Origin of the sequence: Microbacterium sp. Beta (genome assembly GCF_005502545.1) — a bacterium.
In the GTDB taxonomy this organism is placed as follows: domain Bacteria; phylum Actinomycetota; class Actinomycetes; order Actinomycetales; family Microbacteriaceae; genus Microbacterium; species Microbacterium oxydans.
In genome coordinates, this window is record NZ_SCOG01000007.1 from 136,695 (window position 1) to 159,053 (window position 22,359).

Here is a 22,359-nt window from a genome sequence, read left to right on the forward strand (position 1 = left end):
CGGTGCACGGCACACCGCGGAGAGTCCGCCCTGTACTCGGGTCAGCTCGCGCCCGACCCCGCGACCGCAGCATCGATGAGGTCGGCGATCGCCGCCGGCTGCGAGGCCAGCGAGGCGTGGCTGGCGTCGAGCTCGACGACCTGACGCGGGTTCATGCGCGTCGCCATGCGTCGTTCGTTGTCGGGATTGATCATCCGGTCGGCGGTCGAGACCTGGTACCAGGTGGGCTTCGCCTTCCATGCGGGCGCCGTCACGGTGTCGCCGAACGTCGACCCCAGGGGGGCCTTCTGGGTGACGGCCATGACCAGCGCGTCGTCGGCGGAGAGGTCCTGGGCGAAGCTCTCGTGGAAGCGGTCCTGTGCGATCCACAGATAGCCGTCCGAGTCGGGGGCGATGGCGTCGACCGCGGCCGGTGGGTTCTCCTGAGTGATCTGCCCTGCGCTCTCGCCGGCGTCGGGAGCGAACGCCGCCACGTAGACGAGGCCCACCACGTTGGGCAGGTCGCCGGCCTCCGTGATGACGGCGCCGCCGTAGGAGTGCCCGACGAGGAGGACGGGGCCGTCGATCTGACGGACCATCTTCTGCGTGCGCTCTGCGTCGTCGGCGAGGGAGGTGAGCGGGTTCTCGACCGCGTGCAGATCGTCGTAGCCGCGGCGACGGAGTTCGAGGATCAGGGGACCCCAGTGAGCAGCCCTGACGCACCAGTCACGGTCCGCCTTCGCTCACCGGTTCACCGCCGTCGTCGGTCAGTCGCCCGCCGCCTACGTGGCGGGGCGTCGGATGCTTGCCGCCTCGAAGCTTCTCGAGACCACGGCGATGGCGGTCGGTGCCGTCGCGCATGCGGTCGGGTTCGAATCGGAGGCGGCGTTCTCGCGAGCCTTCCGCCGGCGCTTCGGTCGTTCACCGCTGGCCTGGCGGAAGCGCTCCCGCCCGCGCATGGCGGGTGTCGGCGCGGGTGCGTCGGAGGAGGCTCCTGCGCCGGCTCAGGCCCAGGACTCTGTGTCGGCTCAGGAGTCGGCGTCGGCTCAGGACTCGGCGCGGCGCGCGCGGTAGGCGGCGACGGCGTTGCGGTTCGCGCACGTGGTGGAGCAGTAGCGCTTCGAGCGGTTGCGGGAGAGGTCGAGCGCGATGGCCTGGCAGGTATCGTCCTCGCAGACCGTGAGGCGCGAGCCCTCGTCGGCACGGATGACGTCGATCAGGGCCATCGCGGTCTCGATCAGGATGCGTTCGGCAAGGGGCTGCTCGTCCGCCACCGCGTGCAGATGCCAGTCCACGCCGTCATGACGGCGCAGCGCGGGGGTGAGGCGGGACTCCGCGAGGGCGTCGTTGACGTGCGCGGCCATCTCGTCGCGCGGCGCCAGCAGCATCGCACGGAGCCGGGGACGCAGTCCGCGAAGCGAGGCGACCTCGGCCTCATCGCGGTCCAGGCGGCCGGTGTAGGGGAACTCGTGGAGGAAGGTGCCCTCGTCGTCGATGTCGGTGAGTGTGTCCGGCTGCTCCGCCGAGTTCGCGAGCCAGACCGCGGAGCGCAACGCCTCTTCCGTGTCATCGGTGAAGATCATATTGACATGTTACAACGCGCGGGAGTAGCGTCATCGATCATGAGTACGGTGAGCAATGACGCGGTTGTGCACTCCGCCAGGGGTGTGCGTCTCGGGCTGCCGCTCGCCCTCGCCGCGGCCTTCGCCTTCGGCATGTCGGGCGGATGGGCGCGGGGGCTCATCGACGCAGGGTGGAGTCCCGGTGCCGCCGTCACCGCGCGCATCTGGGTCGCCGCCCTCGTGCTGCTCGTCCCCACTATCCTGTCGCTGCGAGGACGGTGGACGCTGCTGCGGCGCAATGCGGGCATGATCCTCGCCTACGGGCTGCTCGCGGTCGCCGCGACCCAGCTCTTCTACTTCCAGGCGGTCGCGGTGATGGACGTCGGGCTGGCGCTGCTCATCGAGTACACCGCCCCGGTCGCGGTACTGCTGTGGCTCTGGCTGCGGAGAGGGGAGCGGCCGAGCCGCAAGAGCCTGCTCGGTGCGGCGATCGCTTTCGTCGGGCTCGTGCTCATGCTCGACGTCCTCACGGGTGCCGACGTCAACGTGCCCGGAATCCTGTGGGCCCTCGGCGCCATGGTGGGCGCTGCCGCCTACTTCGTGCTGTCCGCCAAGGCCGACACGGGATTGCCGCCCCTCGCCCTGGCCGGCAGCGGGCTCCTGCTCGGGGCACTGGGGCTGACTGCGGCCGGCGCGATCGGCGTGCTGCCGATCGCATGGACGACCGACGACATCTCCTACCGGTTCGGCAGTGTTCCCTGGTTCGTCCCGGTGCTCGCGATGGGGGTGGTGGCGACCGCTCTCGCCTATCTGCTGGGCATCGCCTCGACGCGCATGCTGGGGTCGCGGCTCGCTTCCTTCGTCGCACTCGCGGAGGTCGTGGCCGCGCTGCTGTTCGGCTGGCTGCTGCTCGGCCAGCTCCCCGACCTGCTGCAGGCCTTCGGCGGTGTGCTGGTGTTGATCGGCGTGGTCGTGGTGAAGCTCGGCGAGCCCGCCCCTCCCGACCGGAGCGGAGTTTTGTATACGTACAGTCGGCGCAGGGGGTGATAGGAGGCGCGCAGGGCGGATTTATGTATACACTGAGGGGATGAGTCTCGTCGCTGAACGCACCTCCGCGGGTGACCGCGCGTATGCGGCGCTGCTCGACGGCATCCAGTCCGGTGCCCTGCCGGCCGGCTTCGTGCTCGGCGAGGTCGAGCAGGCCGAGCGCCTGGGAGTGAGCCGTACACCGATGCGCGAGGCGCTCCGTCGGCTGATCGCCGACGGGCTCGTGGTGCAGCAGTCTCCGCGCGTCACCGTCGTGGCAGACCTCGACGCCGACGACATCCGCTCCCTCTTCGAGATCCGTCGGGCGCTCGAGGAATCCTCGGCACGCCTCGCCGCCGCCCGGGGCGACGCGCAGCTCTTCGCAGCCCTCGCCGACGAGTTCGCGCATGTCGACCTCGACGCCGTCGAGGGTCGAGACGCCTATTACGCGCTCATCGCCCGCTTCGACGCGGCCCTCGACGCGGCCGTCGCCAACGACTACATCGCCTCCGCGCTGCGCACCGTGCGCACCCACCTCGTGAGAGTGCGGCGGATGGCCAGGGACAAGCCCGCCCGACTCGCCGCCTCCGCCGCCGAGCACCGCACCATCGCGGAAGCCCTCGCCGCCCGCGACGGCGACCTCGCCGCCCATGCCACGCACGTGCACCTGCACAACGCGCTCGCCGGCATCCTCGACTCCCTCGATTCCCGTAACAGTGAAGGATAAGAAATGACCGTCAGCCACCACGTCCGTGTGCACCGCAGCGACGAGAACCTCGCCAGGGAAGACCAGCTCGCCTGGAAGATCGCCGAGGTCGCCGCCGACCGGGTCGAGGTCGAGCAGCCCGTCGTCGACATGATCATCAACCGCATCATCGACAACGCGTCGGTGGCCGCCGCTTCCCTCACCCGTGCGCCGATCAACGCGGCTCGTGCGCAGGCGTTCAGCCACCCCGTCTCGACCGGCGGCGTCGGCGCGAACCTCTTCGGCGCCGAGCTCGACCACCGCACCAGCCCCGAGTGGGCGGCCTGGGCGAACGGCGTCGCCGTGCGTGAACTCGACTACCACGACACGTTCCTCGCAGCCGAGTACTCGCACCCCGGCGACAACATCCCGCCGATCCTCGCGGTCGCTCAGCACACCGGCAAGGACGGCCAGGCTCTCGTGCGCGGCATCGCCACCGGCTACGAGATCCAGATGGACCTGGTGCGCGCGATCTGCCTGCACAAGCACAAGATCGACCACGTCGCCCACCTCGGCCCGTCCGCGGCCGCCGGTATCGGCACTCTCCTCGGTCTCGACGTCGAGACGATCTACCAGGCGGTCGGCCAGGCGCTGCACACCACGACCGCCACCCGCCAGAGCCGCAAGGGTGAGATCTCCACCTGGAAGGCGCACGCCCCGGCGTTCGCCGGGAAGATGGCCGTCGAGGCGGTCGACCGGGCGATGCGCGGTCAGACCAGCCCCGCGCCGATCTACGAAGGCGAAGACGGCGTGATCGCGTGGATGCTCGACGGCAAGGACGCCTCGTACGACGTGCCGCTGCCCGCCGCCGGCGAGCCCAAGCGCGCGATCCTGGACTCGTACACGAAGGAGCACTCCGCCGAGTACCAGGCCCAGGCGCTGATCGACCTCGCCCGCAAGCTCGGCCTGCAGAACCCCGCGCTGCGCGACCCTGCGAACATCGAGTCCATCGTCATCCACACCAGCCACCACACGCACAACGTGATCGGCTCGGGCGCGAACGACCCGCAGAAGTACGACCCCACCGCGTCGCGCGAGACCCTCGACCACTCGGTGCCGTACATCTTCGCGGTGGCCCTGCAGGACGGCGGCTGGCACCACGTCGACTCCTATGCCCCCGAGCGCGCTGGTCGCGCCGACACGGTCGCGCTGTGGCACAAGATCACCACGGCCGAGGATGCCGAGTGGACGCGCCGCTACCACTCCGAGGACCCGGCCGAGAAGGCGTTCGGCGGTCGCGTCGAGATCCGTCTCACCGACGGTGAGGTCGTGGTGGACGAGATCGCCGTGGCCGATGCGCACCCCCTCGGAGCGCGCCCGTTCGCCCGCGAGAACTACATCGCGAAGTTCCGTCTGCTGGCGGAGCCCGTGCTCGAGCCCGCCGAGATCGAGCGTTTCCTCGCCCTCGTGCAGCGCCTGCCCGAACTGACCGCCGCCGAGGTCGGCGAATTGTCGATCGTCGCGAAGCCCGGACTGCTCGAAGCCGCCGACGCCCCCAAGGGTCTGTTCTGATGCTGTACTCCACCGTCACACCTGCCGAGAAGAGGCGCCTCTTCCGGGAGCGACTGGCCTCCGGGGAGCTGCTGCGCCTCCCCGGCGCGTTCAATCCGCTGAGCGCCCGACTGATCGAGCAGAAGGGCTTCGACGGCGTCTACATCTCCGGCGCCGTGCTCTCCGCCGACCTGGGGCTCCCCGACATCGGCCTCACCACGCTCACCGAGGTCGCCGGCCGCGCCAAGCAGATCGCCCGCATGACCGACCTCCCCGCGATCGTCGACGCCGACACCGGCTTCGGGGAACCGATGAACGTCGCCCGCACGATCCAGGAGCTCGAAGACGCGGGTCTCGCCGGCACCCACATCGAGGACCAGATCAACCCGAAGCGCTGCGGTCACCTCGACGGCAAGGCCGTGGTCGACGAGAACACCGCGATCAAGCGGATCCGTGCCGCGGCCGACGCCCGCCGCGACGAGAACTTCCTCATCATGGCGCGCACCGACATCCGGGCCGTCGAGGGGTTGGACGCCGCGATCGACCGCGCGAAGGCGCTGGTGGATGCCGGCGCCGACGCCGTGTTCCCCGAGGCGATGCGCACCCTGGGCGAGTTCGAGGCGATGGCCGAGGCGCTCGACGTGCCGATCCTGGCGAACATGACCGAGTTCGGCAAGAGCGAGCTGTTCTCCGTCGACAGCCTCCGCGACGCCGGAGTGAACCTGGTCATCTGGCCGGTGTCGCTGTTGCGCATCTCGATGGGGGCCGCCGGCCGCGCACTGGATACTCTGAACGACGAGGGGCACCTGACCTCGAAGCTCGGCGAGATGCAGCACCGCGCCGATCTCTACGATCTGATCGACTACGAGTCGTACAACCACTTCGACTCGGGCGTCTTCAACTTCACAGTCGACAACACCGGTCGCTGAGCGCAGCGAAGCGGACACACGACGCGGTTGCTGAGCGAGGAGCGCAGCGACGAGTCGAAGTACACGAAGGAGTGACCATGACCGAGCCGGACATCAAGAAGGGGCTTGCGGGCGTCGTCGTCGACACGACCGCGATCTCGAAGGTCAACCCCGAGACGAACAGCCTGCTGTACCGCGGCTACCCGGTGCAGGAGCTGGCGGACACCCAGCCCTTCGAAGCGGTGGCGTATCTGCTGTGGAACGGCGAGCTGCCGACCCCCGAAGAACTCGCCGCGTTCCGGCTGGAGGAGCGGAAGCACCGCGCGCTCGCCGACAATGTGAAGGCGGCGATCGACCTGGTCCCGCTCGAGGCGCATCCGATGGACGAGGTGCGCACCGCGGTCAGCCTGATCGGCGCCTCTGACCCCGGTGCCGGCGGCTCGGTGCTCGACGCGGGTGGAAGCCCAGAGCAGAACCTCGAGCGCAGCATCCGGCTGTTTGCCGCGCTGCCGGCCATCGTCGCGTACGGTCAGCGTCGCCGTCGCGGTCAGGAGCTCATCGCCCCGCGCGACGACCTCGACTACTCGGCGAACTTCCTCTGGATGACCTTCGGGGAGGAGGCGGACGACGTTGTGGTCGACGCCTTCAACCGGTCGATGATCCTCTACGCCGAGCACTCCTTCAACGCTTCGACCTTCACCGCGCGGGTGATCACCTCGACGCTGAGTGACATCTACTCGGCCGTCGTCGGTGCCATCGGTGCACTCAAGGGTCCGCTGCACGGAGGGGCCAACGAGGCCGTGCTGCACATCTTCGACGAGATCGGGTCGGCGGACGCGGTGGAGTCCTGGCTCGACAAGGCCCTCGCGGAGAAGCGCAAGATCATGGGCTTCGGGCACCGCGTCTACAAGAGGGGCGACTCCCGCGTGCCGACCATGAAGGCCGCGCTCGACACCCTGGTGGAGCACTACGACCGCCCGGAGGTCGCGGCTCTGTACGACGCGCTCGAGTCGGAGTTCGTCGCCCGCAAGGGCATCTACCCGAACCTCGACTACCCCTCTGGTCCCGCGTACAACCTGATCGGCTTCGACACCCTCACCTTCACGCCGCTGTTCGTCGCGGCACGCGTGACCGGGTGGACGGCCCACGTGATCGAGCAGGCCGGATCGAACGCGCTCATCCGCCCCCTGTCCTTCTACGACGGCCCTGACGAGCGCCACGTCGGCTGACCGCCCTTCGAGTCGCGCGAATGGCTCCATCTCCACCCGCGATGGAACCTTCGCGCGATTCCAACGCTGTAGCGCCCCGGAGGCTCCCGGGTCAAGGTGGCTGCGGCGAAGTCGGCGACGGGAGTAGGACAGACCCCGGGGACGGAAGCACGTCCCGTACGAAGGAGGGTCCATGTCCGCATCCGACGCCGCCGTCAAGGAGGTCAGGTCACTCGTCCCCGCACGTATGGACCGGCTGCCGTGGTCGCGATTCCACTGGTTGATCGTCGTCGGGCTCGGGTTCTCGTGGATCCTCGACGGCCTCGAGGTGCAGATCGTCGCCGCGAACGGATACGCCGCGACCCTCGGCATGGGGCCGGCCGAGGTGGGGCTCGCCGGCACGTGCTACCTGCTCGGTCAGGTCTTCGGTGCCCTCTTCTTCGGACGCCTCACCGATCGCCTGGGACGCAAGAAGCTCTTCCTCGTCTCCCTTGCCGTGTACCTCGTGGGCTCCGCGGTCGCAGGGCTCGCCTTCGCGCCGTGGTTCTTCTACATCTGGCGCTTCGTGGCCGGCGCCGGTATCGGCGGCGAGTACGCGGCCATCAACTCGGCGATCGACGAGATCATCCCGGCGCGCTACCGCGGACGTGTCGACATCGCGATCAACGGCACCTACTGGGGTGGTGCGGCGCTCGGTGCCGTGGCCAACGTGTTCTTCCTGAACACCGACATCCTTCCCGAGGACATCGGGTGGCGGCTCAGCTTCTTCCTCGGACCCCTCCTCGGACTGCTGCTCATCTACATGCGCCGGCACATCCCGGAGAGCCCGCGCTGGCAGATGACGCACGGACGCGAAGAGGCGGCGGAGCGCAATGTCGACGAGATCGAGGAGCGCATCCGCAAGGAGGGCAAGACGATCCCACCCGTCGACGAGAGCAAGGCCATCACGGTCAAGGAGTACGGCCGCGTGCCGTTCCTCGTGATCGCGAAGGTGCTGTTCAAGAAGTACCCGCGGCGCACGCTGGTGGGCATCACGATGATGGTGACGCAGTCCTTCCTCTACAACGCCATCTTCTTCACGTACGCGCTGGTGCTGGAGAACTTCTACGACACCCCGCCCGCTTCGGCGTCGCAGTACTTCATCGTGTTCGCCGTCGGGAACCTTGCCGGGGCGCTCATCCTCGGGCACTTCTTCGACACCTGGGGTCGCCGTCGCATGCTGTTCGGCACCTACATGCTCGCCGGCCTGATCCTGCTGGTCAGCGCCTTCCTGTTCAACGCCGGGGTGCTGAACGCCGCGACGCACACGGCGTTCTGGTGCGCTTCGTTCTTCTTCGCGTCGGCCGGAGCATCCGCCGCCTACCTGACGGTCAGCGAGATCTTCCCGCTGGAGCTGCGCAGCCAGGTCATCTCGTACATCTTCTCGATCGGTCAGCTGGTCGGCGCGATCGCTCCGGTGCTCTACGGTGCCTTGATCGGGCAGAGCGCCGAGAGCGGCGACCGCGGTCCGCTCTTCTGGGGCTATGTGCTCGGCGCGTCGATCATGATGTTCGGCGGCATCGTCTGCGGCGTCTTCGGCGTGAGCGCCGCGGGCAAGTCACTGGAGGACATCGCGGATCCGCTCTCGCTGGTGGGCTCAGGAGAGAAGGAGGCCGAGAGGAAGGGCGCGTCGTCCGGCGAGAGGTGAGAGGCGTGTCCGGGGCGGCGCTCAGCGCGCGAGCCAGCTCCGCAGCGACCGGGTGACGAACGGGAGAACCCAGTACGCCATGATCGGCGTGAGCACGAGCGTGGTGACGAGCACCCGCAACCAGATCGGCAGTTCGTTCCATCCCGGAACCGGGCTCATCGCGTAGGTGAAGGCGAGGTTGACGGGGAAGAAGCCCAGCCAGATCGAGGTCGCCTGCTTCCAGCGCGGCGGGGCGGGTGCGACCGTGACCGTCTCGGTGGTGCCGTCGGAGGACGGAAGCGTGATCGTCCCGGTGGTCGGCTCGTCGAACCAGCCCTCGATCCCGGTGCGGCGCTTGGAGCGCTCGCTGCGCACGAAACCTTCGCCCATCGACAGCCACCATGCCCGCTCGGCCGACTGCTCCCACGCGGTGAGCGAATCCTCGCTCGCGAAACGGTAGAGCATGTGCCAGACCTGCGAGTCTTCGCCGGCACGCACCCAGCCTGAGCCGAGGAAGCCCGGATACTTCGTCGCGAGGTTCACCCCCGTCTGCACCCAGGCGGTCGCCTCGACGATGCGCTCGGGGTCGACTTCGCGGCGGATGGACACGGTGAGGGGTTCGGACATGGTGCGGTCCTCGGGAACGGGCGCCAGGGGTCGGGGCGCCGGAGCGGATGCGCCAGGGTGACGGCGCTTGGTCGATTCTAATTCGGTTGCGGGAGGTTCCCGACCGGATCCGCCCGTGCACAGAGAGACCCCCGCCGACCCGATTCGGCGGGGGTCACGCGGCGTGGGAGCCGCGACGGGAGCGAGAACGCTCACCGTGCGCGCGGTGGACGTGACACCCGATCCGGTCTGAGTCTCTGTCCGCGCATCTGCAGTTCTACCCGGGCGAGATGGCCGGACGGTGAACGCGATGCGAACACCCAACACTGCCGAGAGCGAGGTCGATCCGGAAGATACAAGGATGTCCTAGTAAATGTCCGGTCCTCCGAGTAAACTCCCCAATGTGCCAACGACGGCACGGAGGGATGTCACACAATGACTCGTACTATCCCGCACTTCGTGGGCGGATCGCTTCTCACTCCCGATTCGGGTCGCTTCGCCGACGTGTTCGATCCGAGCACGGGCGCTGTGCAGGCCAGGGTTCCGCTCGCATCGGCCGACGAGGTGCGCCGCGTGATCACGAACGCCGAAGAGGCGCAGGTGGCGTGGGCAGCGACCAACCCGCAGAAGCGCGCCCGCGTGCTGCTGCGCTTCCTCGACCTGGTGCAGCGCGAGATGACGTCTCTGGCCGAACTCCTCGCGAGCGAGCACGGCAAGACGGTCGACGACGCGAAGGGCGACATCCAGCGGGGGCTCGAAGTCATCGAGTTCTCCGCCGGTGCTCCGCACCTCCTCAAGGGCGAGTACTCCACCGGCGCCGGAGCCGGCATCGACGTGTACTCGATGCGGCAGCCGCTCGGGGTCGTCGCCGCGATCACGCCCTTCAACTTCCCCGCCATGATCCCGCTGTGGAAGGCCGGCCCCGCGCTCGCCGCCGGCAATGCGGTCGTGCTCAAGCCCAGCGAGCGTGACCCTTCCGTGCCGGTGCGCATCGCCGAACTCTTCCTTGAGGCGGGCCTGCCCGCCGGCGTCCTCAACGTGGTGCACGGCGACAAGGAGGCGGTCGACACGCTGCTCACCGACGACCGCATCCGCGCGGTCGGCTTCGTCGGGTCCACGCCCATCGCGGAGTACATCTACGCGACGGCCGCAGCCCACGGCAAGCGCGCGCAGTGCTTCGGCGGTGCCAAGAATCACATGATCGTGATGCCGGATGCCGACCTCGACCAGGCCGTCGACGCGCTGATCGGCTCCGGCTACGGCTCGGCGGGCGAACGCTGCATGGCCATCTCGGTCGCCGTGCCGGTGGGGCAGGAGACCGCAGACGCCCTCGCCGCGAAGCTCACCGAACGTGTCGCCCAGCTGCGGGTGGGGCCTTCCCTCGCCGCGGACGTCGACTACGGACCTCTGGTCACGCGGGCGGCCGTCGAACGGGTGGAAGGCTACATCCAGCAGGGGATCGACGAGGGTGCGACGCTGCTCGCCGACGGTCGCGGCTTCACGGTCGAAGGGCACGAAGAGGGCTTCTATCTCGGACCGACCCTGTTCGACCACGTCACCACCGACATGGCGATCTACCGCGAGGAGATCTTCGGCCCTGTGCTCGTGATCGCCCGCGCCGCCGACTACGAGGAGGCGCTGCGCATGGCCTCGGAGCACGAGTACGGCAACGGGGTCGCCATCTTCACGCGCGACGGCGACGCGGCTCGTGACTTCGCCGCCCGCGTCGAGGTCGGGATGGTCGGGGTGAACGTGCCGATCCCCGTGCCGATCGCCTATTACACGTTCGGCGGGTGGAAGCGCAGCGGCTTCGGCGACCTCAACCAGCACGGCACCGATGCCTTCCGCTTCTACACGAAGACCAAGACGGTGACGAGTCGCTGGCCCGCTGCGGGCATCCGCGACGGCGCCAGCTTCGTCATCCCCACGATGCACTGACCCTTCGACAAGCTCAGGGACCCAACTTCTAAGGAAAAGCGATGACCATGACCACCGTCACCACCACCGCCGAGGAGCGCGAGGCGATCATCGGCGCCGTCCGCGAGTTCGCCGAGACCGAGCTCGCCCCCTACGCCGCGGAACGCGACGAGAAGCACCTGTTCCCCCGGGAATCGCTGAACCGTGCAGGAGAGCTCGGGCTCGGCGGTATCTACGTCGACGAGGAGTTCGGGGGCAGTGGACTCAGTCGGCTCGACACCGTCGCGATCTTCGAGGAGCTCGCGAAGGGTGACCCGGCGGTCGCGGCGTACATCTCCATCCACAACATGGTCGTGTGGATGATCGACACCTACGGTGATGACAGCCAGCGCGCGACGTGGTTGCCGCAGCTCACCGCGATGTCGGAGTTCGGCGGCTACTGCCTCACAGAGCCGGGGGTGGGGTCTGATGCGGCCAACGTCGCGACGAGTGCGGTCCGCGACGGCGACGATTACGTGCTCACGGGAGTGAAGCAGTTCATCTCCGGTGCGGGCGAGGCCGCCGTCTACGTCGTGATGGCGCGCACGGGAGAACCGGGAGCACGCGGTATCAGCGCGTTCCTCGTGCCGGGAGACTCCGAATCCCTCAGCTTCGGCGCACCGGAGAAGAAGATGGGGTGGCATGCGCAGCCCACCCGACAGGTGATCCTCGACGGCGTCCGAGTCCCGGCATCCGCCATGCTCGGCGACGAGGGACGCGGGTTCGCGATCGCGATGTCCGCGCTCAACGGCGGTCGGCTCAACATCGCCGCGTGCTCGCTGGGCGCGGCGCAATGGGCGCTCGACAAGGCTGTGCAGTACGTCCACGAGCGGATGGCGTTCGGCGAACCGCTCGCCGAGAAGCAGTCGATCCTGTTCGCGATCGCCGACATGCGCACCGACCTGCACGCCGCCCGGCTGATGGTGCGCGATGGCGCGCAGGCGGTCGACGAGCACGCGCCGGACGCGACGATGCGTTGCGCCATGGCCAAGCGGTTCGCGACCGATGCCGGATTCGACGTCGCCAATCGCGCCCTGCAGCTGCACGGCGGCTACGGCTACCTGCAGGACTACGGGATCGAGAAGGTGGTCCGCGACCTGCGGGTGCACCAGATCCTGGAAGGCACGAACGAGATCATGCGTCTGATCGTCGGACGCGAGATGCTGCGACCGGCGGGCTCGGCGTCCGTGCAGCGTGGCGGAGATCAGATGCGGAGCGCATCATGACCGGGTCGTCGTCGAAACCGGCCGTGGCCTTCCTCGGACTCGGGCACATGGGACTGCCGATGGCGAAGAACCTCGTCGCCGCCGGTCATGAGGTGCACGGCTTCGACCTGGTTCCGGCGGCGATCGAGGCAGCGCGGGCGGCCGGCATCGCGGTGGCGGCGAGCGGGGCGGAGGCCGTGGCGGAGGCGGATGTCGTCATCACGATGTTCCCCGCCGGGAAGCACGTGATCGAGGCGTATCGCACCGAGCTGCTCGCGGCTGCGCGACCCGGCACGCTGTTCATCGAGTCGTCCACCATCGCGGTCGACGAGGCCCGTGCCGCGCACGCGCTCGCTCTCGCCGCCGGACACCGCAACGTCGATGCCCCGGTGTCCGGTGGAGTGGTCGGCGCGGAGAACGGCACTCTCGCGTTCATGGTGGGCGGGTCGGACGAGGACTTCGCCGCGGCACTCCCGCTCCTCGAGGTGATGGGAAAGCGCATCGTGCACTGCGGCGGATCTGGGCTAGGACAGGCGGCCAAGGTCTGCAACAACATGGTGCTCGCGGTCTCGCAGATCGCCGTCGCGGAGGCATTCGTGCTGGGGGAGCGCCTCGGGCTCGAGCACCAGGCGCTCTTCGACGTCGTGTCTCAGGCGTCAGGGCAGTGCTGGTCGATCACGACGAACTGCCCCGTGCCCGGACCGGTGCCCACGAGCCCGGCGAACCGCGATTACCAGCCCGGATTCGCCGGTGCATTGATGGCGAAGGACCTCGGTCTCGCGCTGCAGGCGATCGAGCAGACGTCGACGGATGCGCGGATGGGCCGACTCGCCCAGGAGATCTACGCCGCGTTCGCTGCCGGAGACGGGGCGAGCCGCGACTTCTCCGGCATCATCACCGACATCCGCGACGACCGCGTGTGATGACGGCCGTTCGAATCGCGCGAATGGTTCCATCGGGCACCTGAGAGCCACCATTTGCGCGATTCGAACGCAGGGGTGAAGGTGGAACGCAACCACGACGGAGAGGGCGACATGACCGAGTACGAGACGATCCTGGTCGAGCAGCGCGGACGGGTGGGGTGGATCACCCTGAACCGGCCGGAAGCGCTGAATGCGTTGAACAGCAGAATCGCCGAGGAGGTGACCGCCGCCGCGCTCGCTTTCGATGCGGACGAGGGCGTCGGCGCGATCGTGGTCACCGGGTCGGAGAAGGCGTTCGCCGCGGGTGCCGACATCAAGGAGATGGAGGGCATGTCGGCGGCGCAGATGCTCGAGACCGATCACTTCGGTGTGTGGCATGAGTTCGCCGCGGTGCGCACCCCCGTGATCGCGGCCGTCTCCGGGTTCGCGCTGGGCGGCGGGTGCGAGCTGGCCATGATGTGCGACATCATCCTCGCGGCCGACAACGCCAAGTTCGGGCAGCCCGAGATCAACCTCGGCGTGATCCCCGGCATGGGTGGCACGCAGCGTCTGATCCGTGCAGTCGGCTACTACAAAGCAGCCGAGCTCGTGCTCTCCGGCCGGTTCATGGGGGCGGAGGAGGCCGAGCGCTCCGGCCTCGTGTCCCGTGTCGTGCCGACCGCGGAGCTCCTGACCGAGGCGACGAAACTCGCCGACACCATCGCCTCGAAGTCGCTCCCGTCCGTGTTCGCCGCCAAGGCCGCGCTGGACGCGGCGATGGAGACGACCCTCGCCGAAGGGCTCGCGCACGAGAAGCAGGCGTTCGCCGCGCTGTTCGACACCGCGGATCAGAAGGAGGGCATGTCGGCCTTCCGGGAGAAGCGGTCACCGGACTTCCAGAACCGCTGACCGCTCGTGGACGACTCCGCAGAACTGAGGGCGCCATGCCGGAAGCGACGCTCTGCGTGGTGCTCGATGAGTACTTCTGCGGAGTTCGTCACGCCGTCAGCTGCGGAGTGCGTCGACGATCTTCGTGATCCGGCGTTCGCGCGTCGCTTCCTGCTTCGCCTCGGCCACACTTCGCGCGTGCTCCTTGCGCACCGAGTACGACAGGGCGTCGAAGGCGGAGCGCAGTGCGGGGTCGGCGTCCAACGCGGCGGCGAGCTCGGGCGGAACGTCGACCGTGCGCTCGGCCGCATCCACTCTGATCACGGCGTCGATCTCCTGGCCGATGTCGAGCCCGAGGTCGGCGCGGACGGCCTTGCTGAAGCCGATCATGTTCTCGCTGCCCATGCGTGCCAAGCGCAAACGCGCGGTGCGCCCACCGATCGTCACGGCCACGGGGAACGCCTTGCCCGCACCCAGGGACGCGACCTGATCGTCGGTGAGCAGGATGGCCGCCGCGGGGCCGCGGCCGGTGAGGACGGTGTGCACGCGCAGTTCGCTCATGCCGAAAGAGTACGCCCGGGCTCCCCGAACTCGGCGGCGAGAATCGCGTTGCGCTCGGAGATCAGGCGGCGCATGTACCTGCCGAGGACCAACGCGTCGACCAGCCGACCGAGCGGACCGAACGGTGAGCGGAACGTCACGGTGTCGCGCATGAGCGTGCCGTCCGGATGCTCCTCGAAGCGGTGCTCGTGCAAAAACGCGGCGAACGGCCCGGCGATCTGCCGATCCGAGAACCCGTGCGGCGGATCGACGTCGAACACCAGCGAGCGCAGTCGGAACGGGATGCCGAAGTGGCGTGCTCGCCAGGTCGCCGTCGTCCCCTCGGTGAAGACGCCGCCCGCCGGCGCCTCGACCATCGTCTCGCCGAATCGGGCCATGCTCTTCACGTGCAGTTCGGGGTCGAGCGAGGCGGCGAACACCTCGGCGGGCGTCGCGCCGATGACCGTCTCGAGCGCGAACCGCGGCATGTCAGAGCGCTTCGGGCTGCGGACGCGGGTCGGCGAAGTCACCGGCGTCCTTGCGCAGCCGGGCCACGATCGCCACGAGCTCCGCCGCGTCGTCGCGGCTCAGGCCGGGCTCGGCGAAGACGTCGGCGTTGAGAGCCCGGGTGGCGCGCTCCACGAGTTCCCGACCGGATTCGGTCAGCACGAGGAGTGCGGCGCGTCCGTCGTGCGGGTGCGGCTCACGCGCGATCAGACCATCGCGGACCAGACGCTCGGCCGTGCTCGTGACCGTGGTCGGGTGCACCTGGAGGCGGGCGACCACGCTGGACAGCGGAAGGCTGCCCGCGCGGCTGAACGCGAGCAGTCGCAGCACCTCGTAGCGGGCGAAGCTCAGGGCGAACGGCTTGAGCGCCGCGTCGACGCGTGCGAGCAGCAGCTGCTGGGCCCGCATGACCGAGGTGACCAGGGCCATGCCGTCGGCGGCCTCCGTCCATCCGTGCGCGAGCCACTGCCGCTTCGCCTCGGCGAGCGGATCGATGGGGAGCGGACGGGGTCTGGCCATCTCTCTACGGTAGTGGCGGGAGTGCGGGGCGCGGCGACGGCGCGCGACGCACTCGATCTCGGCACATCTCAGCCCCGGTCAGCACTGAGTCTCAGTCGCAAGTGGGTTGGTACTCAGTATCGCGGTCTAGAATTGCAGGAGTCGTGAGGAGCAATCGATGAAGATCTTCGTCCTGGTCAAAGAGGTGCCGGACACCTATGGCGATCGCAAGCTGAATCTCGAGACCGGACTCGCCGATCGCGCGGCGGGCGACGTCGTGCTCGACGAGATCACTGAGCGGGCCCTCGAGGTCGCGCTCAGCTACGCCGACAAGAACGACGGCACCGAGGTGGTCGCGGTCTCGATGGCTCCGGAGAGCTCGACCGCGTCCGTGCGCAGGGCTCTCGCGATCGGTGCCGGATCCGCCGTGCACATCGCCGATGAGCAGCTCACCGGCGCCGATCTCGGACTCACCGCCGAGGTGCTGGCCGCGGCCATCCGCCGCGGCGCTCCCGACCTCGTCATCACCGGCAACCTGTCGACGGACGGCTCCGGTGGAGTGATCCCCGCGATGCTCGCCGAGCACCTCGGATTCGCCCAGGCCACCGCTCTCACCTCGGTCGAGATCGCCCCCGACGGCATCTCCGGAGTGCGAGGCGCCGACGCCGGGAGCCAGCCGGTCTCGGCGCCGCTGCCCGCCGTGATCTCCATCACCGAGGCGCTCCCCGACGCACGCTTCCCGAACTTCAAGGGCATCATGGCGGCGAAGAAGAAGCCGCTCGAGGTGCTCTCCCTCGCCGACCTCGACGTCTCGGCCGATCCGTCCGTCGCCCCGCGCACCATCATGACCTCGGTGGCGGAGAAGCCCCCGCGCGCGGCCGGAGTGAAGATCATCGACGAGGGCGACGCCGCCGACAAGCTCGTCGACTACCTCGTGCAGAACAGGCTGGTGTGAGATGACCTCTTCCGAGAACCCGATCCTCGTCCTCGTCGACATCGACCCCTCCGGTTACGTCGCGACCAGCACGGCCGCCCTCATCGGCGCCGCCTCCACGATCGGTTCGCCGGTGGCCCTGATCGTCGGCGGCGGTCCTGCGGCCGTGGATCAGGCAGCGGCGGCGGGGGCATCCGTGGTGCTGACCGCCGACGGGGACCAGGCTGCGCTCACGGTGCCGATCGTCGACGCACTGCAGGCAGCCGCAGCCCAGGTGCGACCCGATGCCGTCCTCATCTCGAACTCGATCTCCGGCCGCGACGTCGCCGGGCGCTTCGCGGTGCGCACGAAGAGTGCGCTGTCGGTCGATGCCGTCGGGGTCTCGCGCGATGACGAAGGCGTCGTGGCCCACCACTCGGTCTACGGCGGGGCGTACCTGGTCGATTCGGCTCCCACGTTCGGGACTCCGGTGATCACGGTGCGTCAGGGAGCTGTCGACGCGCGCGCCGAAGCCGTCGCATCGCACTCGGTCGAGGTGCTCGATGTCACTCCGTCCGGGGCCGTCGCGGCCACGGCGGGCCCGGTCGAGGCGGTGGAGGTCGCTTCCTCCCGTCCCGAGCTGCGGGGAGCCACGAAGGTGGTCTCCGGTGGCCGAGGTCTCGCGTCGAAGGAGAAGTTCGTGCTCGTCGAAGAGCTCGCCGATGCGCTCGGCGCGGCCGTCGGTGCCTCGCGCGCCGCCGTCGACGCGGGCTACATCCCGCAGTCCCATCAGGTCGGACAGACCGGGGTCTCGGTGTCGCCGCAGCTGTATGTCGCACTCGGCATATCCGGAGCGATCCAGCACCGCGCGGGCATGCAGACATCGAAGAACATCATCGCCATCAACAAGGACGCGGACGCGCCGATCTTCGACGTCGCGGACTTCGGCATCGTCGGCGATGTGTTCACCGTGGTACCGCAGGTGATCGCGGCGCTCGAGGCACGGAAGAAGTAGCCATGGCGACGCGGATGCTGCGACGCGGTCTGCCGCGCGTGCCTGGAGGAGACCCCTGGCCTCCCGCTGATGCGGTGGCGGAGGATGCCACGGTGGATGATCGGGCGGCGGACGCGGTGACGAGCGCGGCGCCCGACGAGCCCGCGACAGGTTCGGAAGTCGCGGTGTCTTCGGACGTCGAGGTGCCTGTCGGGGTGCCCCTCGAGCCCACCGGCCCCGCCGGCCCGGCATCGCCGGCGACCGTGACGGCTGTTGTTGCAGCGGCCGCTCCGGCAACGGCCGGTGGGGCAGCGCGGATCCGTCGCGGTCTGCCGCGTGTGCCGGGCGGGGAGCCTTGGCCGCCGTCGACGTCGCCGACCGCTCCCACTTCTCCCGCCGAGGTGCCCGAACCCGCTGCGGCAGTACCCGCTCCCTCTCCGGGGTCGGCGGTGTCTGACCCCGTGCCAGCCGCGTCAGCATCCGTGCCAGCGCCCGCGGCGTCGACCGCCACAGCGGACATCTCTGCGGCAGAGACCTCCGCCCCCGTCGCGGTGGCCACGGCCGACGGCACCGGTGTCCGACGCGGCTTGCCTCGTGTCGCCAGCGGAGACCCGTGGCCGCCCGCCGACACTGTTCCCCTCTCTGCTGCCGCCCCAGCCGAGCCCGTCGCGCCCGAGCCCGTCGCGCCCGAGTCCGTCGTGCCGGCCGCTGTCGTTCCCGTCGCGGCTGCCGCGACTCCTGCCGTTGCGACCGGATCGTCGTCCGTGCTCGCCGACGTCTCGACTCCGCTCCCGTGGACGCAGACCGTGTGGAACGGACGAGCGCCCCGACACCTCCCACAGACGTCGGCCCCGACGACCGGCCGCCCGCGCCCGACGTGGACCCAGGCGATCGGCGTGCTGTTCGGAGCCGCTGCGCTCGGGGTGCTCGCCGGAGCCGCCATCGCGTTCGTGCGCACGCTCCTGAGCTTCCCGTTCATGCAGGACTTCCTGGCGGCCTTCCCCGGCGAGTACGAGCCCGGGATCGCCGTCGAGCCGGGATTCGCCCCGTGGATCGGGTGGCAGCACTTCTTCAACATGTTCCTGATGGTGCTGATCATCCGCTCGGGGTTGCAGGTGCGCACCGAGAAGCGCCCGACGGTCTTCTGGACCCCTCGCAACAACGCGAAGGGCAAGATCAGCCTCAACCTGTGGTTCCACCAGTCGCTCGACATCCTGTGGCTCGTCAACGGCGTGATCTTCGTCGTGCTGCTGTTCGTCACGGGGCACTGGGTGCGCATCGTCCCGACCAGCTGGGAGGTGTTCCCGAACGCCCTCTCGGCGGCCCTGCAGTACATCTCGTTCGATTGGCCGCACGAGAACGGCTGGAACAACTACAACAGCCTGCAGCAGCTCGCCTACTTCGCCACCGTGTTCATCGCGGCGCCGCTCGCCGCGATCACCGGCTTCCGCATGTCGGGGCTGTGGCCGAAGAAGGCCGAGAAGCTGTCGAAGGCGTACCCGGTCGAGTGGGCGCGGGCGCTGCACTTCCCGATCATGCTGTACTTCGTGGCGTTCATCATCGCGCACGTGGCGCTCGTCATGTTGACCGGGTTCCTGCGCAACCTGAACCACATGTTCGCGTCGCAGGACGCGGTGACGTGGACCGGATTCTGGGTGTTCATCCTGTCGCTCGTGGTGATCGCAATCGGATGGGCGGCTGCGCGTCCGCTGGTGCTCGCCCCCATCGCCAAGGTGTTCGGCAAGGTCTCGGGTCGGTGAGCAGATGAGCGACGAGGTCATCGCAGAGTACTGGCGCACCGTGCGGACCACCCTGCCTCACCTCCCGGAGACGCGGCCGGAAGCCTGGGGGTTCGGGGCGACGCCCGAGCACGCCGACGAGCTGCTGGCACTCGTGCTCGACGGCATCAAGGTCGGCACCGCGTCGTCCCTCTGGGATTACGAAGCGAACGGCGACCCTCTCCCCGCTGTGGGCGAGCTCAGCATCATCCTGGACGGGACCGGCGCCCCGCGGGCTGTGATCGAGACCACGACGATCGACATCACGCCGTTCGACGAGGTCGACGAGGCCCATGCCTTCGCCGAGGGGGAGGGCGACCGCACGCTGACGCACTGGCGCGAGGTGCACGAACGCTACTGGCGCACCCACTCCCAGAACCCGCGCGGCTACGAACCGGACATGCCGGTGGTCTGCGAGCGGTTCCGGCTGGTGTTCCCGGCCTAGAGAGTCCCGAGGGACTGGAGGAGAGGCGCGATCATGGCTGAGGCATACATCGTCGACGCGGTCCGTTCGCCGGTCGGCAGGCGCGGCGGATCGCTCGCCGAGGTCCACCCTGTGGACCTCGGCGCCCACAGCCTTCGGGCGCTCGTCGACCGGACGGGGATCGACCCCGGTGCGGTGGACGACGTGATCCTGGGCGTCATCGACGCGATCGGCGGCCAATCCGGCAACGTGGCCAGGACGGCTCTGCTCGCCGCCGGATTCCCCGAGCACGTTCCCGGGGTGACCATCGACCGGCAGTGCGGGTCGAGCCAGCAGGCCGTGCACTTCGCGGCGCAGGCCGTGATGAGCGGCACGAGCGACCTCGTGATCGCGGGCGGACTGCAGAGCATGTCGCAGGTGCCGTTGACCGCCGCGGCCACCGTGGGGGAGTCCTACGGCTTCACCACGCCGTACGCGCAGTCGCCCGCCTGGACCGACCGCTACGGCGATCAGGAGATTTCGCAGTTCGCCGGTGCCGAGCTGATCGCCGAGAAGTGGGACATCTCCCGCGAGGAGATGGAGCGGTTCGCCCTGGAGAGCCATCGTCGTGCAGCCCTGGCGCAGGACGAGGGTCGCTTCATCGGTGAGATCGCTCCGCTGAACGGTCTCGACCACGACGAGGGTGTGCGCCGCGACACGACGCTGGAGCGGATGGCCGGGCTCGCGCCGCTGCGGGAGGGTGGACGGATCACCGCCGCCGTGTCGTCGCAGATCAGCGATGCGTCCAGCGCCGTGCTCATCGCCAGCGGGCAGGCCGTACGTGACCACGGGCTCGCGCCCCGTGCCCGCATCCATCAGATGACGGTGCGCGGCGACAGTCCGATCCTCATGCTCACCGCTCCGATCCCCGCCACGAAGCTCGCGCTGGAGCGCGCGGGGATGCGGGTCTCCGACATCGACCTGTTCGAGGTGAACGAGGCCTTCGCTCCCGTGGTGCTCGCCTGGATGCGCGAGCTCGATGCTCCGCACGAGAGGGTGAACGTCAACGGCGGAGCCATCGCGCTCGGTCACCCCATCGGCGCGACCGGGACCAGGCTGATGACCACGATGCTCAACGAGCTCGAACGCACGGGCGGACGCTACGGTCTGCAGGCCATGTGCGAGGGCGGCGGGGTCGCGAACGTGACCATCGTCGAACGGCTCTGACGCCGCTGATCCCGCGGTGACGACAGAGCGGGCCGCCTCCCGGAGGAGACCGCCCGCTCTGTACGTGCTCGGAGGATCAGGGGCGGACGAAGCGCACTTCGGTCAGCGTCTCGCCCAGGAACGGCTCGGTGTGCGATGCGCCGTCGAGGTGGAAACCGTTGCGGGTGTAGAACCGGTGCGCGCGAGGGTTGTCCTCGGCGACCCACAGGTACAGCGGCTCGTCCTTCTCCACGGCGGCGTCGAACAGCTTCTGGCCGATGCCGGTGGAGTGATAGGCGTCGAGCAGGTAGATGAAGTAGAGCTCGCGGAACGCCGGAGCGTCCTTGTCGCGGGCGGGGCCGGAGCCGACGAAGCCCACGATCTCCCCGTCGACCAGCGCGGCGTTCATCTTGAACTCGGGGCCCTGCGAGGCCCAGTGCGTCCACAGTTCGGCCATGCGGCGGGGCGAGACCTTCTCCAGCGCCGCCTTGCTGATCAGGTGGTCGTAGGTCTCGTGCCAGCACTGCGCATGCACGCGACCGAGGGCTTCCGCATCCACATCACGGACCGGACGGACGATGACTTCAGGCTGGGCTTCGGCGCTCATGGTCGTGACTCTACGCGCGGCGTCCGCGAAGGGGAAATCGAGGGGATGTTCGATGACACCCTTCCCGCGGTCATGGAGGTTTCGCACAACGATGTTCGCCGATCGTGCACTCCTGGCTACGATCGATGCTCGTGAACGTGATCTGGCGGACCCTCATGGTGATCCTCGGCGCTCGCCGCCGCGTGCGACGGGGGGAGGCCCTCGACCCCACCGCCGTCGGCAGCATCACCCTGACCACGCTGCCCACCGACATCGACATCCTGCGCCACATGAACAACGGCCGCTACCTGTCGCTGTTCGACCTCGGGCGCTGGGACCTGCTCATCCGCACCGGACTGTTCGATGCGATGAAGGACCGGGGCTGGTATGCGGTCGTCTCCAGCGAGACGATCACGTTCCGCAAGTCGCTGCAGCTCTGGCAGCGGTTCGAGGTGCAGTCGCGTTTCATCGGGCACGACGACAAGGCGCTCTTCATGGAGCACCGCGCAGTCGTGGACGGCGAGGTCTACGCACGGGCGATCGTGCGGGCCCGGATGCTGCGACGCACCGGAGGGACCGTCAGCAACGAGGAGCTTTTCGCGGCCGTGGGCAAGCCGGAGGGTGTTCCGGAGATCGACGCCTGGGTGCACGACTGGGCAGCGGCCTCGGCGCTTCCTCCCGTGCGGGCGAAGGCCCCGAGCGTCTGGGGCTGAGCGTCTGGGGCTGAGCGTCTGGGGCTGAGTTCGAAAACCCCGAGGGGCTGAGCGGCAGAGGAACGTTCTCTCCGTCCGC

24 protein-coding genes are annotated in these 22,359 nt (G+C 69.0%); 17 read left to right on the forward strand and 7 right to left on the reverse strand.

Annotated features, from left to right (window positions below):
• Positions 1 to 41: 41 nt before the first annotated feature.
• A complete protein-coding gene (locus FFS56_RS09535; protein ID WP_127012718.1) occupies positions 42 to 674 on the reverse strand; it encodes an alpha/beta hydrolase in 633 nt (210 codons plus the stop codon).
• A 19-nt stretch (positions 675 to 693) separates the two neighbouring features.
• Here FFS56_RS09535 and FFS56_RS09540 point away from each other — a divergent pair, with 19 nt between their 5' ends.
• Positions 694 to 1,053, forward strand: coding sequence for a helix-turn-helix transcriptional regulator (locus FFS56_RS09540; protein ID WP_127012717.1), 360 nt, complete (start codon positions 694 to 696; stop codon positions 1,051 to 1,053).
• Here the strand turns inward: FFS56_RS09540 and FFS56_RS09545 are convergent.
• Entirely contained in the window at positions 1,026 to 1,562 is a 537-nt protein-coding gene (locus tag FFS56_RS09545; protein ID WP_046747541.1) for a CGNR zinc finger domain-containing protein, read from the reverse strand. The genes FFS56_RS09540 and FFS56_RS09545 overlap by 28 nt on opposite strands.
• 39 nt (positions 1,563 to 1,601) lie before the next feature.
• Here FFS56_RS09545 and FFS56_RS09550 point away from each other — a divergent pair, with 39 nt between their 5' ends.
• From FFS56_RS09550 to FFS56_RS09575, 6 genes are all read left to right on the forward strand, one after another.
• Positions 1,602 to 2,588, forward strand: a complete 987-nt coding sequence (locus FFS56_RS09550; protein WP_127012716.1) for a DMT family transporter — start codon at positions 1,602 to 1,604, stop codon at positions 2,586 to 2,588.
• A 40-nt stretch (positions 2,589 to 2,628) separates the two neighbouring features.
• On the forward strand, positions 2,629 to 3,294 hold the full coding sequence (locus FFS56_RS09555; RefSeq protein ID WP_061017003.1) for a GntR family transcriptional regulator: 666 nt from the start codon (positions 2,629 to 2,631) through the stop codon (positions 3,292 to 3,294).
• 3 nt (positions 3,295 to 3,297) lie between these two features.
• Positions 3,298 to 4,824, forward strand: a complete 1,527-nt coding sequence (locus FFS56_RS09560) for an MmgE/PrpD family protein (RefSeq protein WP_046747544.1) — start codon at positions 3,298 to 3,300, stop codon at positions 4,822 to 4,824.
• On the forward strand, positions 4,824 to 5,732 hold the full coding sequence (prpB, locus tag FFS56_RS09565; RefSeq protein ID WP_046747545.1) for a methylisocitrate lyase: 909 nt from the start codon (positions 4,824 to 4,826) through the stop codon (positions 5,730 to 5,732). Before FFS56_RS09560 ends, prpB begins: the two co-directional genes overlap by 1 nt.
• 77 nt (positions 5,733 to 5,809) lie before the next feature.
• Positions 5,810 to 6,940 carry a bifunctional 2-methylcitrate synthase/citrate synthase gene (locus FFS56_RS09570; protein WP_046747546.1) on the forward strand — a complete coding sequence of 377 codons (1,131 nt, stop codon included), beginning with the start codon at positions 5,810 to 5,812 and terminating at the stop codon, positions 6,938 to 6,940.
• Positions 6,941 to 7,112: 172 nt separating this feature from the next.
• On the forward strand, positions 7,113 to 8,606 hold the full coding sequence (locus tag FFS56_RS09575) for an MFS transporter (RefSeq protein WP_046747547.1): 1,494 nt from the start codon (positions 7,113 to 7,115) through the stop codon (positions 8,604 to 8,606).
• A 21-nt stretch (positions 8,607 to 8,627) separates the two neighbouring features.
• On the opposite strand, the gene FFS56_RS09580 is transcribed toward FFS56_RS09575, so the two are convergent.
• Positions 8,628 to 9,212, reverse strand: a complete 585-nt coding sequence (locus FFS56_RS09580; RefSeq protein WP_046747548.1) for an antibiotic biosynthesis monooxygenase — start codon at positions 9,210 to 9,212, stop codon at positions 8,628 to 8,630.
• 414 nt (positions 9,213 to 9,626) lie between these two features.
• Here FFS56_RS09580 and FFS56_RS09585 point away from each other — a divergent pair, with 414 nt between their 5' ends.
• The 4 genes from FFS56_RS09585 (at position 9,627) to FFS56_RS09600 (ending at position 14,163) form a co-directional block, all read left to right on the forward strand.
• Positions 9,627 to 11,129 carry a CoA-acylating methylmalonate-semialdehyde dehydrogenase gene (locus FFS56_RS09585; RefSeq protein WP_127012715.1) on the forward strand — a complete coding sequence of 501 codons (1,503 nt, stop codon included), beginning with the start codon at positions 9,627 to 9,629 and terminating at the stop codon, positions 11,127 to 11,129.
• 41 nt (positions 11,130 to 11,170) lie between these two features.
• Positions 11,171 to 12,373: an acyl-CoA dehydrogenase family protein gene (locus FFS56_RS09590; RefSeq protein WP_127012714.1), complete on the forward strand. Its 1,203-nt coding sequence runs from the start codon at positions 11,171 to 11,173 to the stop codon at positions 12,371 to 12,373.
• Positions 12,370 to 13,275, forward strand: coding sequence for a 3-hydroxyisobutyrate dehydrogenase (mmsB, locus tag FFS56_RS09595; RefSeq protein ID WP_046747551.1), 906 nt, complete (start codon positions 12,370 to 12,372; stop codon positions 13,273 to 13,275). Before FFS56_RS09590 ends, mmsB begins: the two co-directional genes overlap by 4 nt.
• A 111-nt stretch (positions 13,276 to 13,386) precedes the next feature.
• Positions 13,387 to 14,163: an enoyl-CoA hydratase-related protein gene (locus FFS56_RS09600; protein WP_046747679.1), complete on the forward strand. Its 777-nt coding sequence runs from the start codon at positions 13,387 to 13,389 to the stop codon at positions 14,161 to 14,163.
• A gap of 96 nt (positions 14,164 to 14,259) precedes the next feature.
• Here the strand turns inward: FFS56_RS09600 and FFS56_RS09605 are convergent, their stop codons facing one another.
• The 3 genes from FFS56_RS09605 to FFS56_RS09615 are packed head-to-tail and all read right to left on the reverse strand — an operon-like array spanning position 14,260 to position 15,708.
• A complete protein-coding gene (locus tag FFS56_RS09605) occupies positions 14,260 to 14,703 on the reverse strand; it encodes a YdeI/OmpD-associated family protein (protein ID WP_127012713.1) in 444 nt (147 codons plus the stop codon).
• Positions 14,700 to 15,212, reverse strand: coding sequence for an SRPBCC family protein (locus FFS56_RS09610; RefSeq protein WP_231589673.1), 513 nt, complete (start codon positions 15,210 to 15,212; stop codon positions 14,700 to 14,702). Before FFS56_RS09610 ends, FFS56_RS09605 begins: the two co-directional genes overlap by 4 nt.
• Positions 15,172 to 15,708, reverse strand: coding sequence for a MarR family transcriptional regulator (locus FFS56_RS09615; protein ID WP_045264412.1), 537 nt, complete (start codon positions 15,706 to 15,708; stop codon positions 15,172 to 15,174). The genes FFS56_RS09610 and FFS56_RS09615 overlap by 41 nt, the downstream gene beginning before the upstream one ends.
• Positions 15,709 to 15,865: 157 nt before the next feature.
• On the opposite strand from FFS56_RS09615, the gene FFS56_RS09620 reads away from it, so the two are divergent.
• Genes FFS56_RS09620 through FFS56_RS09640 form a run of 5 tightly spaced genes read left to right on the forward strand, consistent with a single transcriptional unit; the run spans position 15,866 to position 21,002 of the window.
• Entirely contained in the window at positions 15,866 to 16,642 is a 777-nt protein-coding gene (locus tag FFS56_RS09620; protein WP_046747554.1) for an electron transfer flavoprotein subunit beta/FixA family protein, read from the forward strand.
• 1 nt (position 16,643) lies between these two features.
• Complete coding sequence (locus FFS56_RS09625) at positions 16,644 to 17,615, forward strand: electron transfer flavoprotein subunit alpha/FixB family protein (RefSeq protein ID WP_127012712.1); 972 nt, start codon at positions 16,644 to 16,646, stop codon at positions 17,613 to 17,615.
• Positions 17,616 to 17,617: 2 nt separating this feature from the next.
• Positions 17,618 to 19,354 carry a cytochrome b/b6 domain-containing protein gene (locus FFS56_RS09630; protein WP_171011017.1) on the forward strand — a complete coding sequence of 579 codons (1,737 nt, stop codon included), beginning with the start codon at positions 17,618 to 17,620 and terminating at the stop codon, positions 19,352 to 19,354.
• A 4-nt stretch (positions 19,355 to 19,358) separates the two neighbouring features.
• Positions 19,359 to 19,817 carry an ASCH domain-containing protein gene (locus tag FFS56_RS09635; RefSeq protein ID WP_127012711.1) on the forward strand — a complete coding sequence of 153 codons (459 nt, stop codon included), beginning with the start codon at positions 19,359 to 19,361 and terminating at the stop codon, positions 19,815 to 19,817.
• A gap of 33 nt (positions 19,818 to 19,850) precedes the next feature.
• Complete coding sequence (locus tag FFS56_RS09640) at positions 19,851 to 21,002, forward strand: acetyl-CoA C-acetyltransferase (RefSeq protein ID WP_127012710.1); 1,152 nt, start codon at positions 19,851 to 19,853, stop codon at positions 21,000 to 21,002.
• 76 nt (positions 21,003 to 21,078) lie between these two features.
• On the opposite strand, the gene FFS56_RS09645 is transcribed toward FFS56_RS09640, so the two are convergent.
• Positions 21,079 to 21,588: a GNAT family N-acetyltransferase gene (locus FFS56_RS09645; RefSeq protein ID WP_045264712.1), complete on the reverse strand. Its 510-nt coding sequence runs from the start codon at positions 21,586 to 21,588 to the stop codon at positions 21,079 to 21,081.
• A 131-nt stretch (positions 21,589 to 21,719) separates the two neighbouring features.
• Between FFS56_RS09645 and FFS56_RS09650 the strand changes: the two genes are divergently transcribed.
• Positions 21,720 to 22,280, forward strand: coding sequence for an acyl-CoA thioesterase (locus FFS56_RS09650; RefSeq protein WP_127013017.1), 561 nt, complete (start codon positions 21,720 to 21,722; stop codon positions 22,278 to 22,280).
• The last annotated feature ends 79 nt before the right edge of the window (positions 22,281 to 22,359 follow it).

Coding starts and splice junctions, on each gene's coding strand:
- FFS56_RS09545 (WP_046747541.1), bottom strand. CDS start 1,562: ATGATCTTCACCGATGACACGGAAGAGGCGTTGCGCTCCGCGGTCTGG.
- FFS56_RS09550 (WP_127012716.1), top strand. CDS start 1,602: ATGAGTACGGTGAGCAATGACGCGGTTGTGCACTCCGCCAGGGGTGTG.
- FFS56_RS09555 (WP_061017003.1), top strand. CDS start 2,629: ATGAGTCTCGTCGCTGAACGCACCTCCGCGGGTGACCGCGCGTATGCG.
- FFS56_RS09560 (WP_046747544.1), top strand. CDS start 3,298: ATGACCGTCAGCCACCACGTCCGTGTGCACCGCAGCGACGAGAACCTC.
- prpB (WP_046747545.1), top strand. CDS start 4,824: ATGCTGTACTCCACCGTCACACCTGCCGAGAAGAGGCGCCTCTTCCGG.
- FFS56_RS09570 (WP_046747546.1), top strand. CDS start 5,810: ATGACCGAGCCGGACATCAAGAAGGGGCTTGCGGGCGTCGTCGTCGAC.
- FFS56_RS09575 (WP_046747547.1), top strand. CDS start 7,113: ATGTCCGCATCCGACGCCGCCGTCAAGGAGGTCAGGTCACTCGTCCCC.
- FFS56_RS09580 (WP_046747548.1), bottom strand. CDS start 9,212: ATGTCCGAACCCCTCACCGTGTCCATCCGCCGCGAAGTCGACCCCGAG.
- FFS56_RS09585 (WP_127012715.1), top strand. CDS start 9,627: ATGACTCGTACTATCCCGCACTTCGTGGGCGGATCGCTTCTCACTCCC.
- FFS56_RS09590 (WP_127012714.1), top strand. CDS start 11,171: ATGACCATGACCACCGTCACCACCACCGCCGAGGAGCGCGAGGCGATC.
- mmsB (WP_046747551.1), top strand. CDS start 12,370: ATGACCGGGTCGTCGTCGAAACCGGCCGTGGCCTTCCTCGGACTCGGG.
- FFS56_RS09600 (WP_046747679.1), top strand. CDS start 13,387: ATGACCGAGTACGAGACGATCCTGGTCGAGCAGCGCGGACGGGTGGGG.
- FFS56_RS09605 (WP_127012713.1), bottom strand. CDS start 14,703: ATGAGCGAACTGCGCGTGCACACCGTCCTCACCGGCCGCGGCCCCGCG.
- FFS56_RS09615 (WP_045264412.1), bottom strand. CDS start 15,708: ATGGCCAGACCCCGTCCGCTCCCCATCGATCCGCTCGCCGAGGCGAAG.
- FFS56_RS09620 (WP_046747554.1), top strand. CDS start 15,866: ATGAAGATCTTCGTCCTGGTCAAAGAGGTGCCGGACACCTATGGCGAT.
- FFS56_RS09625 (WP_127012712.1), top strand. CDS start 16,644: ATGACCTCTTCCGAGAACCCGATCCTCGTCCTCGTCGACATCGACCCC.
- FFS56_RS09630 (WP_171011017.1), top strand. CDS start 17,618: ATGGCGACGCGGATGCTGCGACGCGGTCTGCCGCGCGTGCCTGGAGGA.
- FFS56_RS09635 (WP_127012711.1), top strand. CDS start 19,359: ATGAGCGACGAGGTCATCGCAGAGTACTGGCGCACCGTGCGGACCACC.
- FFS56_RS09640 (WP_127012710.1), top strand. CDS start 19,851: ATGGCTGAGGCATACATCGTCGACGCGGTCCGTTCGCCGGTCGGCAGG.
- FFS56_RS09645 (WP_045264712.1), bottom strand. CDS start 21,588: ATGAGCGCCGAAGCCCAGCCTGAAGTCATCGTCCGTCCGGTCCGTGAT.